A 14,397-nucleotide genomic window follows, 5' to 3' on the forward strand; every position below is an offset into this window, starting at 1 on the left:
CCTCAGGAATTCCTCATCCGGCGCCGCCCCCCCCGGGACCGCCCCCGGCACCGCCCCCAGTTCAGCTCCCGCTCTCGATCAGCCCCGCCTCGTACGCCGCGATCACCGCCTGGGTCCTGTCCCGTGCGCCCGTCTTCGCCAGGACCGACGCGACATGCGTCTTCACGGTCGCCGGGCCCACGCCCATCCGGCGCGCGATCTCCGCGTTGGTCAGCCCCCGCGCCATCTGCCGCAGCACCTCGTCCTCGCGCGCGGTGAGCCGGGCCACCCACGCCGGAGCGGCCCGCCGCCCGGCCGCGTACCGGCCCGCGAGCGCGCGGACGGCGGCCGGGAACAGCAAGCTGTCGCTGCGCGCGACCACCCGGACCGCCTGCACCAGCGCGTCCGCCTCGGCCCGCTTGAGCAGGAAGCCCGACGCCCCCGCGCGCAGGGCCTCGTACACGTACGCGTCGTTCTCGAAGGTCGTCACCACCACGATCCGCGGCGGATCGGCCAGGTTCCGCAGGATCTGTTCGGTGGCGCGGATGCCGTCGGTCTCCGGCATCCGGACATCCATCAGGACGACGTCGGGCCGCAGCTCCCGCACCACGGCGACCGCCTCCGCGTCGCTCGCCGCCTCACCGACCACGGTCAGGTCGTCCTCCGCGTCGATGATGACCCGCAGCGCGGTGCGCACCATGCGCTCGTCGTCGGCGACGACCACGCGCACGGGAGGGGCGGGGGGAGGGGAGGCGGCCGTCATACGGGTTCCTCCAGGGGATCGGGGCCCGCCAGCGGCAGGCGTACGCGCAGGAGCCAGCCGTCGGCCCCGGGTCCCGCCGACGCGGTGCCGCCGAGCAGCCGGGCCCGGTCGGTGACACCGCGCAGCCCGTGGCCGCCGCCCAGCCGTACGGGTGGGGCGTCGGCGGGCGGGAGGGGATTGGCCGCCATGATCTCCAGCGACCCGTCCGCCACGGCGACCCGCAGCGTGACGGTGGCGCCGGTGCCCGCGTAGCGCAGCGCGTTGCCGAGGGCTTCCTGCACGATGCGGTACGCCTCGCGGGAGACCGGCGGCGGCAGGGCGTCCAGGCCGTGCGGCCCGGGGTCCACGGCCGCGTCGACGCGCAGGCCGCCGGCGCGGGTCCGGCGCAGCAGCCCGTCGAGATCGGCGGCGAGGGTCGGTGCGGGCGCGGTCGGCGTGCCGGGGTCGCCGTCCCGCAACACGCCGAGCACGGTGTCGAGTTCGCCGACCGTGCGGCGCGTGGTGTCCTCGATCGCGGCGAGCGCCTCGCGGACGAACTCCGGGTCGCTGTCGAGCACCCGGCGGGCCGCGCCCGCCTGAAGGGTCACGGCGCTGAGGGCGTGGCCCACGGAGTCGTGGAGTTCGCGGGCGAGCCGGTTGCGTACGGCGAGATCGGCGGCGCGCCGTTCGGCCGCCGCGAGCCGGTCGGCGGGCGCGGGGCCGAGCAGCATCGGCGCACCGCGCGCGAGGAGCCCGGCGGCGAGGGCCGCGCACCCGGCGAGCGCCACGAGCAGCGCGGCGCCCACGACCGGTGCGAGCACGAGTCCGAGGTCGCCCGCGGGCAGCAGCCCTGGCCGGAACCGGGCGTCGTCGTGCCACGCCGGGACCAGCGGCAGCACCATCAGCGCGACCGCGAACGGGGGCGTGGCGAGCGTCATTCCGCTGATCACGGCGCCGGTCCCCAGATGCAGCACGAACCACGCGGACGTACGCACCCTTGCCGCGGCCGAGCGCGCCGGCCCGTCGGCGAGTACGCCAAGGTCGGGTGCGGCAGGTTCGGGTGCGCCAGGTTCGAGTGCACCACGGTCGCGCACGCCGTCGACACCGCACAGCGCGCGGACCGCGGCCACCGACAGGGGACGGGTGAGCGGGAACAGCGCGGTGAGCGCGGCGAGCGGGAGTCCCACGGCGAGCGAGGACAGTTGCAGGGGCAGGGACGAGAAGATGTCCGTGGTGCCGGTCAGCGGGCCGACGACGACGGCGCCGACGAGGACGTACGGCATGGCGAGCGCGCCGCCGAGTACGAGATGGATCCAGCGGCGGCGGGCCCGGTGCCCGATCAGGGCGGCGGCGCACGTCCTCATGGGGCCGGGGACCCGGCGCGTTCCGCGAGGAAGTGCGTGCCGACGCTCGCCACCAGGATGCCGACGATCATCTGCACAGAGTAGGTGAGGTTCATCAGCTCGCTGGGCCGCCGGGCGAGGTCGTCCACGCCGCCGAGCGACGCCATCGACAGCCAGCCGCCCCAGCAGGTCAGCGCGCCGGAACCCGTCCAGGCGAGCGCGAGCGGCACCTTCACGGGCAGGGCGAACGGCGTTCTCACGCGCCACGCGCGCGGGACCCGCCGGAACGCGAGCAGCCAGCCGCCGGCGACGGCCGCCGCGAGGAAGAGGGCGTCGGAGATCTCCAGTACGTAGAAGTCGCTGGTGCGGTCCGCGATCCGGGCCGGGGCGAGCCCCGCCGTTCCGCCGCAGGCCCACAGGGCGTGCATCGTGGCGGGCAGCAGCGCCAGGACGGCAGCCGCGACGGCGGTCGCGCGCTGGGCGGCGGCGACGCGGCTGACCGGCAGTTCATGGACGCGGCCCTGCCAGAGATGGCCCCAGCGGTCGCGCGCGTACAGCACGAACAGGGCGCCCAGGGCGAGTCCCTGGACGATGAAGCCGGTGTACACCATCCCGAACACCCATTCGTGCAGGAAGGGTTCACTGCCTTCGCCCGCGGATCGGTTCACTGTCCCGCCTACCGCCTTGACCAGCAGTTGCAGCGGATATCCGGCCATGATCGGCGTCAGCAGCCCGGTAGCGACCCACATCGGGAACACCAGGAGCCAGGCGGGGACCCGCAGACCCCACGGGCGGGTGAACAAAAGCGCGAGCACCACGACGACGGCGTCCAGCAGCACGCCGATGCCATTGGCGACGGCGAGCGTCGTGTTGTGCTCCAGGAGTGAGCTGCCCTCGGGAATGCCGACGTGACTGCCCGCGACCCAGGCGGACTTGAGGGTCATGTACGGCAGGCACGACACGACGGCGACGGCGCGGAGGGCGCGGCGCGCACGGCTGAGCGGTACGGGAGGGGCGGGGGCGCTGGAGGGCCCGGGGGAGTGGGGGGCTTCGGGAGAGCCGGGTCCGGTGGCCTGGGCGCGCGTCTGTGGCATGCGTCCACGCTCCCGCGCGCGGGCGGGCACCCACCTCATGCCCGGAGACGATCCGCCTCCGCCGCGCGGGGGAGAACCCTCATCGAGACCGCCCCGACCGAGGCGGGAGAACCCTCGTCAAGGAGACGGCGTCACGCGTCCAGCGTGAGCACCAGCTCGTCGATCTCCTCGCCCCGCGCCTCCGCGAACCCCCGGGTCCGCTCCGTGATCCGGAACCCGCACTTCTCCAGGACCCGCCGTGAGCCCGCGTTGTCCGCCGCCACGCGCGCGTAGAGCGGCCGTACGGTCTCCTCGGCGAGCAGCGCCCGCAGTGCGGCGGTCGCCACCCCGCGGCCCCAGTAGGCGCGGTCGATCCAGTACGTCACCTCGCGCTCCTCCGGCGGCCCGTACACCGCCGCGCTGCCGATGACGTCGCCGTCGGCGAGCACCGCGCGCGTGAGGACGTCGTCCGCCGCCCGGATGCGCGCCCAGTGGGCGTCGAAGGCGTCGCGGTCGGTGGGGTCCTTCGCGGTGAACGCGGCGACCTGGTTCGACTCGGGGTCGGCCATCTGCCGGAAGAACACCGGCAGATCGCTGTCGTGCACCTTGCGCAGGGCGACGTCCATCGGAGGCACCGGAGGCATGGGAGCCGTCGGGTCCATCAGAGCCTCCGAGTGGCGAGCGTCAGACGGTCCCGCGCGTCGAACAGGGCGTCCTTGACCATCTGTTCGTGCGCGGGCGTCAGCCGGGCCACTGGCACCGAGCAACTGATGGCATCGCGCGCGGGTGTGCGGTAAGGGATCGCGACACCGAAGCAGCGCAGTCCGAGCGTGTTCTCCTCGCGGTCCACCGCGAAGCCCTGCTCCCGGATCTGGCGCAGCTCGTCGATGAGCTGCTCGCGGTCCGTGATGGTGTGCTCGGTCAGCGCGGGCAGCGTCTCCGGGAGCAGCTTGCGGACCTGCTCGTCGGTGTGGGTGGCCAGGAGCGCCTTGCCGAGCGACGTGGAGTGCGCGGGCAGACGGCGTCCCACGCGCGTGAAGGGGCGCAGATAGTGCTGGGACTGCCGGGTGGCGAGGTACACGACGTTCGTGCCGTCGAGCCTGGCCAGGTGGATGGTCTCCGTGGTGTCGTCGGAGAGCCGGTCCAGGGTCGGCCGGGCCGCCGCCACCACCTCGTCGCCGTCGATGTACGACGTGCCGACGAGCAGCGCGCGCACCCCGATGCCGTACCGGGTGCCCGTCGCGTCCGTCTCCACCCAGCCCAGCTCGACCAGTGTGCGCAGCAGCATGTAGAGGCTCGACTTGGGGTAGCCGACGGCTTCCTGCACGGCGGCCAGGGAGTGCATTCCGGGGCGGCCCGCGAAGTATTCGAGCAGCTCGACGGTCCGCACCGCGGACTTGACCTGCGCACCGCCGCTGTCCGGCAGGGCCGCACGCTTGGGGGTACCCCCGTCACCAGCCGACATCGCCCTTGACCCCTTCGTTCGCCGCGAAATACGCTCGCGGCAGGTTCATCATCAGAGACAGTGTTCAGCATACCGAACAGCCCTGGTGAGTGGCGTACATCTGGAGGAATCCGCGGTGACAGCAGCACCAGTCTGGAGTGTCGACCCCCGAACCGGGAAGCGCCGGGAACAGGTTGCCGTGGAGGCCACGGCCGCCGACGTGGACGCGGCCGTCCGTGCCGCCCACGCGGCCCGCGCGTCCCTCACGGACCGCACGGTACGCGCCGCGTTCCTGCGGACCGCCGCCGGCCTCCTGGACGAGGCCCGGGACCGGCTGGTCGAGGTCGCCGACGCCGAGAGCGCGCTCGGCCCGGCCCGGCTCACCGGCGAACTGGCCCGTACCACCTACCAGTTGCGGGCCTTCGCGGACATCGTGGACGAGGGCGCCTTCCTCGGCGTCGTCATCGACCACCCGGACCCGGCCGCGACCCCGCCGGTGCCCGACCTTCGCCGCTACAAGATCCCGCTGGGCACCGTCGCCGTGTACTCCGCGTCGAACTTTCCCTTCGCCTTCTCCGTCGCGGGCGGCGACACCGCCAGCGCGCTCGCCGCCGGCTGCCCGGTCGTCGTCAAGGCCCACCCCGACCACCCCGGGCTCTCCGCGCGGGTCGCGGCTCTGCTGCGCCGGGCCGCCGCCGCGCACGGCATCTCCGAGGGCGTCGTCGGCCTGGTCCACGGCTTCGACGCCGGCGTCGAACTGATCAAGCACCCGCTGGTCGCCGCGGCGGGCTTCACCGGTTCCGTACGCGGCGGGCGCGCCCTCTTCGACGCCGCCGCCGCACGCCCCGTACCGATCCCCTTCCACGGCGAGCTGGGCTCCCTCAACCCGGTCCTGGTGACCGAGGCCGCCGCCGCCGAGCGCGGCGAGGAGATCGGCGCCGGGCTCGCGGGCTCGATGACCCTGGGTGTCGGCCAGTTCTGCGTCAAGCCGGGCCTGGTCCTCGCGCCGTCCGGCGAGGGCGGCGACCGGCTGGTGAAGTCCCTCACGGAGGCCGTCGGCGCCACCGGCGCCGGGGTGCTCCTCGACCACCGGATGCGGGACAACTTCGTCGCCGGGGTCGCCGAGCGCGCCGCGCTGCCCGACGTCCAGGCCCCGGTCACACCGGGCGCGGACGGCGAGAACGGCGTCGGCGCGGGCTTCCTCACCGTGCCCGCGCGGCGGCTCACCGGGCCCGGCGCCCATGATCTGCTCCTGGAGGAGTGCTTCGGGCCGGTCACCGTGGTCGCCCGGTACGCGGACGAGGGGGAGGCCGCCGCCGTCCTGTCCCGGCTCCCCGGCAACCTCACCGCCACCGTGCAGCTCTCCGCCGGCGAGGCGGCGGGCGAGGGGCGGGGCGCCGAGATCCTCGCCGAGCTGACCCCGCTCGCGGGGCGCGTCCTGGTCAACGGCTGGCCCACCGGCGTCGCCGTCGCCCCCGCCCAGCACCACGGCGGCCCCTACCCGGCGACGACCTCCACCTCGACATCCGTCGGTGGCACGGCCATCGAGCGCTGGCTGCGGCCCGTCGTCTACCAGACCACGCCGGAAGCCCTCCTTCCGCCCGAGCTGCGCGACGACAACCCGCTCGGTCTGCCCCGCAGGATCGACGGCCGCCTGGAACACTGACGGCATGGACGAACTGGCACTCCCCGAACTCCCCTTCCCCCTGCGCCCCTACGGCCCCGACGGCGACTGGTCGTACGAGGACGGGGTGCTCACCGGCTGGGCGGGCGCCCGGCACGACCGCTTCGTGGCGCCCACCGGGGAGAGCCTGGAACCGGCGTCGGACGCGCCCCGGCTGCTCGGGGCGCCTCCCGAGGGCGACTTCCAGCTGATCGCCAAGGTCACGGTGGGCTTCGCGGGCGCCTTCGACGCGGGAGTGCTGTACGTCCATGTCGGCGAGCGGGAATGGGCGAAGCTCTGTCTGGAGCGGTCCCCGGACCTGCCGACCATCTGCTCGGTGGTCACCCGGGGGCACTCCGACGACGCCAACTCCTTCGTCGTCGAGGGCAGCACCGTCTGGCTGCGGGTGAGCCGCACGGGCGGCGCCTTCGCGTTCCACGCGTCGACGGACGGCTCGTACTGGACCTTCGTACGGATCTTCTCGCTCGGCACGCCCGAGGAGGCGGCCCACGCCCTGGTCGGGTTCCTCGCGCAGTCGCCGGTGGGGGAGGGGTGCGTGGTCACCTTCGAGAACGTCGAGTATCTGGACTCGTGGCCGAAGGCGCTGCGGGACGGCAGCTGACCCGGGAATGACGGCGCGCTCTCTTCTGTTGACGCGTCCGGACAAACCTATTTCCCGGGAGAGATGTTCGTGATGCGTGTCGAGATCTGGAGTGACATCGCCTGCCCCTGGTGCTACGTCGGAAAGGCCCGGTTCGAGAAGGCTCTCGCGGCCTTCCCGCACCGCGACCAGGTCGAGGTCGTGCACCGCTCCTTCGAGCTGGACCCGCACCGGGCCAAGGACGACGTCGCCGAGGTCCTGCCGATGCTCGCCAAGAAGTACGGCATGAGCGAGGCGCAGGCGCGCGAAGCCGAGCAGCGGCTCGGCGAGAACGCGGCGGCGGAAGGGCTCCCCTACCGCACCGAGGGCCGGGACCACGGCAGCACCTTCGACATGCACCGGCTGCTCCACTTCGCCAAGGAGCACGGCCGCCAGGACGAGCTGATCGGACTGCTCTACCGCGCGAACTTCGCCGACGAGCGCTCCGTCTTCGGTGACGACGAGCGCCTGGTCGCGCTCGCCGAGGAGGCGGGGCTCGACGCCGACGCCGCCCGCGCGGTCCTCGCGGACCCGCAGCGGTACGCCGACGAGGTACGGACCGATGAGCGCGAGGCCGCCGAACTCGGCGCGAACGGGGTGCCGTTCTTCGTCCTCGACCGCAAGTACGGCGTCTCCGGCGCCCAGCCGGCCGACCTCTTCGCCCAGGCACTGGAGCAGGCGTGGGGCGCCCGGTCACCGCTGACCACGCTCACGCCGGCCGGGGACACGGGCGACAGCGGCGAGGCGTGCGGCCCCGACGGCTGCGCCGTACCGCAGAACGCCCGGAACGCGCAGGTCAGCGACCACGCATAAGCGTTTCTTGGAGAAACCCGTCAGAAACTCGCAATGGACCCCTAACCCCGGGGGCGGCACAGTGGGCTCATGGAGCCTCTCGCAGACAGCCTCGTCCGCACCGAGTTCACCCCCGGCACCACCTACCTGAACACCGCCAGCACCGGCCTCCTGCCCGCCCGCGCGGTGGCCGCCATGCGGCACGCCGTGGAGTCCGTGGCCCAGGGCGCCCCGGCCGACATGTTCGCGGACGTCGAGGCATCCCGCGCCTCCTTCGCCCGGCTGATGGGCGTACCGGCACGGCGCGTCGCGGCCGGCGCGTCCGTCGCCGTCTACACAGGACTCATCGCGGCCTCGCTGCCGCCGGGCGCCGAGGTCCTGACGGCCGAGCAGGACTTCAGCTCGGTCGTCACGCCGTTCCACGTCCGCCAGGACCTCAAGGTGCGCACCGTCCCGCTGGAGCGGATCGCGGAGTCCGTACGGCCCGGGACCGACCTGGTCGCGGTGAGCGCCGCCCAGTCGGCCGACGGCCGGCTGGTGGATCTGCCCGCGCTCCGCGAGGCCGCCCGCACCCATGGCGCCCGTACCTATGTCGACATGTCGCAGGCCGCGGGCTGGCTGCCCATGGACGTGGCCGCCGACGGCTACGACTTCGTGGCGTCCGTCGCCTTCAAGTGGCTGCTCTGCCCGCGCGGCGTCGCGTTCCTGATCGTCCCCGACGACCTGGGCGGCCTGTCGCCGGTGTTCGCGGGCTGGGTCGCGGGCGAGGAGCCGTGGGAGAGCTGCTACGGACCCGTCGAGGAGCTGGCCCACTCGGCCCGCCGCTTCGACGAGAGCCCGAGCCTGTTCTCGTACGCGGGCGCCCGCCACTCCCTGGCCCTCCTGGAAGAACTGGGCGTGGCGGCGATCGGCGCCCACGACCTGGCTTTGGCGGACCGCTTCCGCACCGGCCTCGCCGACCTGGGCCACACCCCCGTACCGTCCCCCGGCTCCCCCATCGTCTCGGTCCCGAACCTGGGCCACCGCCAGCCAACCCTGAGCACAGCAGGAATCGAAGTCTCCAACCGAGCAGGAAACCTGAGAGCGGCCTTCCACCTCTACAACACGGAAGAGAACGTGGACCACTTGCTGAACGCCTTGTCGACATAGAGGCGTACGGCGCGCCAGTCGCCCTCAAGGGGCGCGGAGAACGGGCTTCTGTCAAGGCGCCGGGCACGCCAGTCGCCCCTCAAGGGGCGCGGGGAACGGGGTTCTGTCAAGGCGCCCGGCACACCAGCCGCCCTCAAGGGGCGCGGGGAACTGCGCACCCAGCCCCAGCGGACCCGCAGGCTGACCGCCGGGCTAACCACCCCCATCAGGGGCGAGGGGAACTGCGCAACCCGCCACGACGGACCCGCACCTGACTGACTACGCCCGCGTCGGATCTGCCGAGGCGCCCGGCAGGGCCACCGCGGGGAACTGCGCAACCCGCCACGACGGACCCGCACCTGACTGACTACGCCCGCGTCGGATCTGCCGAGGCGCCCGGCAGGGCCGCCGCGGGGAACTGCGCACCCAGCCAAAGCGGACCCGCAGGCTGCCCCCCGGGCTAACCACCCCCATCAGGGGCGCGGGGAACTGCGCAACCCCCCGCCGAATCGCCCTCCGCCGCCTCCCCACAAAGATTCGCCTCCACCTTCCGCAACAACCTCATCAACTCCGCCCGCTCACCGCCCCCCAACCCCGCCAACGTCGCGCCCTCCAGGTCGCCCCAAGCCCCCCGCACCTGACTCAGCAGCGCGCAACTCTCCTCCGTCGCCTCCACCAACACCGCCCGCCGATCCACCGGATCGGGACTCCGCCGCACATGCCCGGCCGACTCCAGCCGCTGAAGCATCTTCGTGACCGTCGACGGATCCAGATCACACGCCTTGATCAGCTCCGACTGCCGCACCGGCCCCTTGTCCCACAGATGCATCATCACGAACTCCTGCCCCGGATAGAGCCCAGCGCCGCGCAACCGCTTTCCCGCCGCGATCCGGTGCAGCCGCGCGACCCGCGACAGGGCATGGCTGACGGGACCGCCCTCGACCGCGCTCGGCGGCTCGGGACAGTCGGGGTCGGACGGTGCTGCCGTGGAGTGACGGGTCGGTGCCTTCATCGGATGCTCCTGCGCGGACCTGTGCGGCGGCGAACGGGACATGGATACCAGCGGTCGGCGGACCGGCAACCACCGCACCGGCACTGGCCTCCACAGGTATACCGAGAGATTACCTTGGTCGACCAAGTAATGCGCTACAGTAGCCCCCGGCCGAACTACTTGGCCGACCAATAAACTCCGTACCGGGAGCATCATGACCACCGCTTTCGACCCGATCGACCTGTCCGGCGTCCAGCTCGCGAACCGCATCGCCATGGCGCCGATGACCCGCAGCCGGGCCGGCGGGGGCGGGGCCCCCACCGATCTCACGGCGGAGTACTACGGGCAGCGGGCCACCGCGGGCCTGATCATCACCGAGGGCATCCAGCCGTCGCCGGTCGGCCAGGGCTACCCGAGCACACCGGGTCTGCACAGCGCCGAGCAGGTGGCGGGCTGGCGCGGAGTCACGGACGCGGTGCACGCGGCCGGCGGCCGGATCTTCGCCCAGCTCATGCACGCGGGCCGTATCGGCCACCCCGTCCTGCTGCCGGACGGACTGGAGAACGTCGGCGCGTCGGCCGTGCCCGCCCAGGGCCAGGTCTTCACCCCCGAAGGGCCCAAGGTGTTCGTGGTGCCCCGGGAGCTGACCGACGCCGAAGTGCGGGCCACCGTACGGGACTTCGCCGCGGCGGCCCGTAACGCCGTGGACGCCGGTTTCGACGGCGTCGAGGTGCACGGCGCCAACGGCTATCTCGTCCACCAGTTCCTCGCGCCGAACTCCAATGTCCGCGAGGACGAGTGGGGCGGTTCCGACGAGGGCCGTATCCGCTTCGCCGTCGAGGTCACGAAGGCGGTCGCCGCCGAGATCGGCGCGGCGAGGACCGGCATCCGGCTCTCCCCGGGCAACGCGTTCAACGACATCGACGAGCCGGACCCGGAGCCCACGTACACCGCGCTGGTCAAGGAGCTGGAACCGCTCGGGCTCGCCTATCTGCACCTCTCCGAGTGCTCCACCGAGACCCGGGAGCTGACCCTCGCCCTGCGCAAGCAGTTCTCCGGTGCCCTCGTGCTCAACCCGGCCACGGCACCGCACTCCACCGACCACGACGCGCTCGCGCTCATCGAGGACGGCACCGCCGACCTGGTCTCGTTCGGCACCCTGTTCCTGGCCAACCCCGACCTGCCCGCCCGCCTCAGGACCGCGGGCCCCTACAACACCCCCGACCGCGCCACCTTCTACGGCGGCGACGCCAAGGGCTACACGGACTACCCGGCCCTGCAAGGAGTCTGACGCACCGTCGGAGGGCCCGGAACCGCACACGACGCGGCACCGGGCCCACACCGGCCAACAGGCTCACCGTACGGGCGTGAAATCCCGCGCCCCGATGAACTCCGGCCGCCGCACCGGCGCCGAGAACGGCTCGACCGCCTCGTTCTCCACGCTGTTGAACACGAGGAACACATTGCTGCGCGGATACGGGGTGATGTTGTCGCCCGAGCCGTGCATGCAGTTGCAGTCGAACCAGGTCGCCGAGCCCGCCGCGCCCGTGAACAGGCGGATGCCGTGCAGATCCGCGAACGCCGTCAGCGCCTCGTCCGACGGGGTGCCCGCGTCCTGCATCTGGAGCGACCGCTTGTAGTTGTCCTCCGGTGTCGCGCCCGCGCAGCCGAGGAACGTCCGGTGCGAGCCCGGCATGATCATGAGGCCGCCGTTGGTGGCGAGGTTCTCGGTCAGCGCGATCGACACCGACACCGTCCGCATCCGCGGCAGCCCGTCCTCCGCGTGCCAGGTCTCGAAGTCCGAGTGCCAGTAGAAACCGGAGGCACCGAAACCGGGCTTCACATTGATCCGGGACTGATGCACGTACACGTCCGAGCCGAGGATCTGCCGGGCCCGGCCGACCACCCGCTCGTCCCGCACCAGCCGCGCGAACACCTCGCTGATCCGGTGCACCTCGAAGACGGAGCGGATCTCCTGGGACTTCGGCTCCACGATCGAGCGTTCGTCCGCGCGGACCGCCGGGTCGGCGATCAGCCGTTCCAACTCGGCGTGGTAGACGCTGACTTCATCGGGCCCGATCAACTGCTCGACAGGCAGGAACCCGTCCCGCTCGTACGCCGCCAGGTCGCCGGACGTGATCGGCCCCGGGGCGCCCGGCGCGCTCCAGACCACGGGGTCCCGGCGCGGTACGGACACCTCGGTGTCGCCCCGGCTCGGATACAGGTCGGTCGCCGACCCGGTCATGGCCGTCGTCGTCATCGTCGTCATACCTCCTCGGTCAGCAGCGGATAGACACCGTTCTCGTCGTGGTCCTCCCGTCCCGTCACGGGCGGGTTGAAGACGCACACGCACCGGAAGTCGGTGCGCGGGCGCAGGGTGTGCCGCTCATGGCCGTCGAGCAGATACATCGTGCCGGGCGAGATCCAGTGCTTCTCGCCGGTCTCCTCGTCGGTCAGTTCGGCCTCGCCCTCCACGCAGAGGACCGCCTCGATGTGGTTCGCGTACCACATCGACGTCTCCGTACCCGCGTACAGGACCGTCTCGTGCAGCGAGAAGCCCACGCGCTCCTTGGCGAGCACGATGCGCTTGCTCTCCCAGGTGCCGGAGCGGGACTTCACATGCCGGTCGGTGCCTTCGATGTCCTTGAACGATCGGACGATCACGGTGGTTCGACGCCTTCCTGTTGCTTAGGTCGCTTCTGTCGCTCGCTTTGTCGTTCTGTCGGTTCCGTCGTGGTGGGTCAGGCCGTTTCGCGGACCGCGCGGGTCAGGGTGCGCAGGCCCTCGTCCAACTCGTCGGGGGTGATGGTCAGGGCCGGCAGGAGCTTGACCACCTCACCTTCCGGGCCCGACGTCTCGATGAGCAGGCCCAGCTCGAAGGCGCGTCGCGCCACGGCGCCCGCGCGCTCCTTGTCGTGGAACTCGACGCCCCACACCAGGCCCCGGCCCCGGAACTCCTTGATCTCGGCGCGGTGTCCGTCGCTGAGCGCGCCCAGCGCCTCCTGGATCTGCTGGCCGCGCTCCAGGGTCTGCTTCTCCATCGCGGGCCCGTCCGACCAGTACGTCTCCAGGGCGGCGGCGGCCGTGACGAACGCCGGGTTGTTGCCGCGGAAGGTGCCGTTGTGCTCGCCCGGCTCCCAGATGTCCAGCTCCGGCTTGAACAGGCAGAGCGACATGGGCAGTCCGTAGCCGCTGATCGACTTGGACACCGTCACGATGTCCGGCACGATGCCCGCCTCCTCGAAGGAGAAGAAGGCGCCGGTACGGCCGCAGCCCATCTGGATGTCGTCGACGATCAGCAGCATGTCGCGGCGGGCGCACAGGTCGGCGAGCGAGCGCAGCCACTCCGGGCGCGCGACATTGATGCCGCCCTCGCCCTGTACGGTCTCCACGATGACGGCCGCCGGCTGGTTGAGCCCCGAGCCCTGGTCGCCGAGCAGCCGCTCGAACCAGAGGAAGTCCGGTACCTGCCCGTCGAGGTAGTTGTCGAACGGCATCGGCGTGCCGTGCACCAGCGGGATACCGGCGCCCGCCCGCTTGAACGCGTTGCCCGTGACGGCGAGCGAGCCGAGCGACATGCCGTGGAAGGCGTTCGTGAACGACACGATCGACTCCCGGCCCTTCACCTTCCGCGCCAGCTTCAGCGCCGACTCCACGGCGTTGGTGCCGGTCGGGCCCGGGAACATCACCTTGTACGGCAGGTCGCGCGGGCGCAGCACCAGATTCTGGAAGGACTCCAGGAAGGCGCGTTTCGCGGTGGTCGACATGTCGAGACCGTGGGTGACGCCGTCGCGTTCCAGGTAGTCGATGAGGGCGCGTTTGAGTACGGGGTTGTTGTGGCCGTAGTTGAGGGAGCCGGCCCCGGCGAAGAAGTCCAGGTAGGTGTGGCCGTCCTCGTCGTACATGCGGCTGCCCCGAGCACGGTCGAAGACGGTGGGCCAACCGCGGCAGTAGCTGCGCACCTCCGACTCCAGGGTCTCGAAGACGCTCAGGTCGGGCTGGGTGATGGTCACAGCATCTCTCCTGGGTTCAGTGGCCGAACGGGCCGATGCGGTACAGCACTTCGGGGTCGTGCGCGCCGTCGGGGAACACCCCGGCGCCGAACAGCACCTCACGGGCGACGGGGGCGCCGTGGCGCTCGGCGTACGAGGTGAACAGGCGCTCGGAGGCGGTGTTGCCGGGCGTGATGGTCGTCTCGACGGAGGTCAGCGCGGACTCGGCGGCGGCCTGGGAGGCGGCGACCCGGGCGGTGAGGCCGTCGAGGAGCGCGGCGGCCAGACCGCGCCCCCGGTGCGCCGCGTCGACGGCCACCTGCCACACGACGAGCGTCCCGGGGCGCGACGGCCGGATGTAGCCGGTGATGAAACCGACCGGCTCGTCATCGGCACCGCGTGCCACCACGGATGTCCCGGCGAAGTCGCGACACCACAGGAGATAGCTGTACGAGGAGTTGAGGTCGAGGGCCTTCGAGTCCCTGGCGATGCGCCAGATCGCTCCACCGTCGGCCACCTCCGGACGGTCGATCCGCAGGCCGTCCGGCATTTCCAGGAATTGCGCTTGCAGGTCTGCTTGGGCGGCGGTCATGCAGATTGAATTTACCGA

General features: G+C 72.2%; 15 protein-coding genes. 5 read left to right on the forward strand and 10 right to left on the reverse strand.

All coding sequences use genetic code 11. The annotated features are described in order from the left end of the window. Positions 1-61 precede the first annotated feature (61 nt). The 5 genes from ACIQNU_RS07670 to ACIQNU_RS07690 form a co-directional block, all read right to left on the reverse strand. Complete coding sequence (locus tag ACIQNU_RS07670; protein WP_401362041.1) at positions 62-742, reverse strand: response regulator; 681 nt, start codon at positions 740-742, stop codon at positions 62-64. Further along, positions 739-2,085: a sensor histidine kinase gene (locus tag ACIQNU_RS07675; RefSeq protein ID WP_401362044.1), complete on the reverse strand. Its 1,347-nt coding sequence runs from the start codon at positions 2,083-2,085 to the stop codon at positions 739-741. The genes ACIQNU_RS07670 and ACIQNU_RS07675 overlap by 4 nt, the downstream gene beginning before the upstream one ends. Further along, positions 2,082-3,158, reverse strand: a complete 1,077-nt coding sequence (locus ACIQNU_RS07680) for a hypothetical protein (protein WP_401362046.1) — start codon at positions 3,156-3,158, stop codon at positions 2,082-2,084. The genes ACIQNU_RS07675 and ACIQNU_RS07680 overlap by 4 nt, the downstream gene beginning before the upstream one ends. Positions 3,159-3,289: 131 nt before the next feature. Beyond that, positions 3,290-3,763: a GNAT family N-acetyltransferase gene (locus tag ACIQNU_RS07685; RefSeq protein WP_401362548.1), complete on the reverse strand. Its 474-nt coding sequence runs from the start codon at positions 3,761-3,763 to the stop codon at positions 3,290-3,292. A gap of 35 nt (positions 3,764-3,798) precedes the next feature. Then, positions 3,799-4,602 (reverse strand): IclR family transcriptional regulator, encoded by an 804-nt coding sequence (locus ACIQNU_RS07690; protein ID WP_401362049.1) that lies wholly within the window; start codon positions 4,600-4,602, stop codon positions 3,799-3,801. A 115-nt stretch (positions 4,603-4,717) separates the two neighbouring features. Between ACIQNU_RS07690 and ACIQNU_RS07695 the strand changes: the two genes are divergently transcribed. From ACIQNU_RS07695 to ACIQNU_RS07710, 4 genes are all read left to right on the forward strand, one after another. Beyond that, a complete protein-coding gene (locus ACIQNU_RS07695) occupies positions 4,718-6,247 on the forward strand; it encodes an aldehyde dehydrogenase (NADP(+)) (protein ID WP_401362052.1) in 1,530 nt (509 codons plus the stop codon). Between the two features lie 4 nt (positions 6,248-6,251). Then, the gene (locus ACIQNU_RS07700) at positions 6,252-6,866 is read left to right on the forward strand and encodes a DUF1349 domain-containing protein (protein WP_401362054.1); all 615 of its coding nucleotides are present in this window, start codon (positions 6,252-6,254) and stop codon (positions 6,864-6,866) included. A gap of 72 nt (positions 6,867-6,938) precedes the next feature. Then, complete coding sequence (locus ACIQNU_RS07705; protein WP_401362057.1) at positions 6,939-7,697, forward strand: DsbA family oxidoreductase; 759 nt, start codon at positions 6,939-6,941, stop codon at positions 7,695-7,697. A gap of 69 nt (positions 7,698-7,766) precedes the next feature. Beyond that, positions 7,767-8,825 carry an aminotransferase class V-fold PLP-dependent enzyme gene (locus ACIQNU_RS07710; protein WP_401362060.1) on the forward strand — a complete coding sequence of 353 codons (1,059 nt, stop codon included), beginning with the start codon at positions 7,767-7,769 and terminating at the stop codon, positions 8,823-8,825. A 439-nt stretch (positions 8,826-9,264) separates the two neighbouring features. Here the strand turns inward: ACIQNU_RS07710 and ACIQNU_RS07715 are convergent, their stop codons facing one another. Next, positions 9,265-9,816, reverse strand: a complete 552-nt coding sequence (locus tag ACIQNU_RS07715; protein WP_401362061.1) for a MarR family winged helix-turn-helix transcriptional regulator — start codon at positions 9,814-9,816, stop codon at positions 9,265-9,267. A 193-nt stretch (positions 9,817-10,009) separates the two neighbouring features. Between ACIQNU_RS07715 and ACIQNU_RS07720 the strand changes: the two genes are divergently transcribed. Continuing rightward, positions 10,010-11,086, forward strand: coding sequence for an alkene reductase (locus tag ACIQNU_RS07720; protein WP_401362064.1), 1,077 nt, complete (start codon positions 10,010-10,012; stop codon positions 11,084-11,086). Positions 11,087-11,149: 63 nt separating this feature from the next. Here ACIQNU_RS07720 and thpD read toward each other — a convergent pair whose 3' ends face one another. The 4 genes from thpD to ectA all read right to left on the reverse strand — a co-directional run bounded on the left by thpD (position 11,150) and on the right by ectA (position 14,379). Next, positions 11,150-12,064 (reverse strand): ectoine hydroxylase, encoded by a 915-nt coding sequence (gene thpD / locus ACIQNU_RS07725; RefSeq protein ID WP_401362066.1) that lies wholly within the window; start codon positions 12,062-12,064, stop codon positions 11,150-11,152. Further along, a complete protein-coding gene (locus ACIQNU_RS07730) occupies positions 12,061-12,459 on the reverse strand; it encodes an ectoine synthase (protein WP_401362069.1) in 399 nt (132 codons plus the stop codon). Before ACIQNU_RS07730 ends, thpD begins: the two co-directional genes overlap by 4 nt. Before the next feature lie 77 nt (positions 12,460-12,536). Continuing rightward, on the reverse strand, positions 12,537-13,808 hold the full coding sequence (gene ectB, locus ACIQNU_RS07735; protein WP_401362072.1) for a diaminobutyrate--2-oxoglutarate transaminase: 1,272 nt from the start codon (positions 13,806-13,808) through the stop codon (positions 12,537-12,539). A gap of 16 nt (positions 13,809-13,824) precedes the next feature. Next, entirely contained in the window at positions 13,825-14,379 is a 555-nt protein-coding gene (ectA, locus tag ACIQNU_RS07740; protein WP_401362074.1) for a diaminobutyrate acetyltransferase, read from the reverse strand. Between the last annotated feature and the right edge of the window lie 18 nt (positions 14,380-14,397).

Origin of the sequence: Streptomyces sp. NPDC091292 (assembly GCF_044757265.1) — a bacterium.
Taxonomy (GTDB): Bacteria; Actinomycetota; Actinomycetes; order Streptomycetales; family Streptomycetaceae; genus Streptomyces.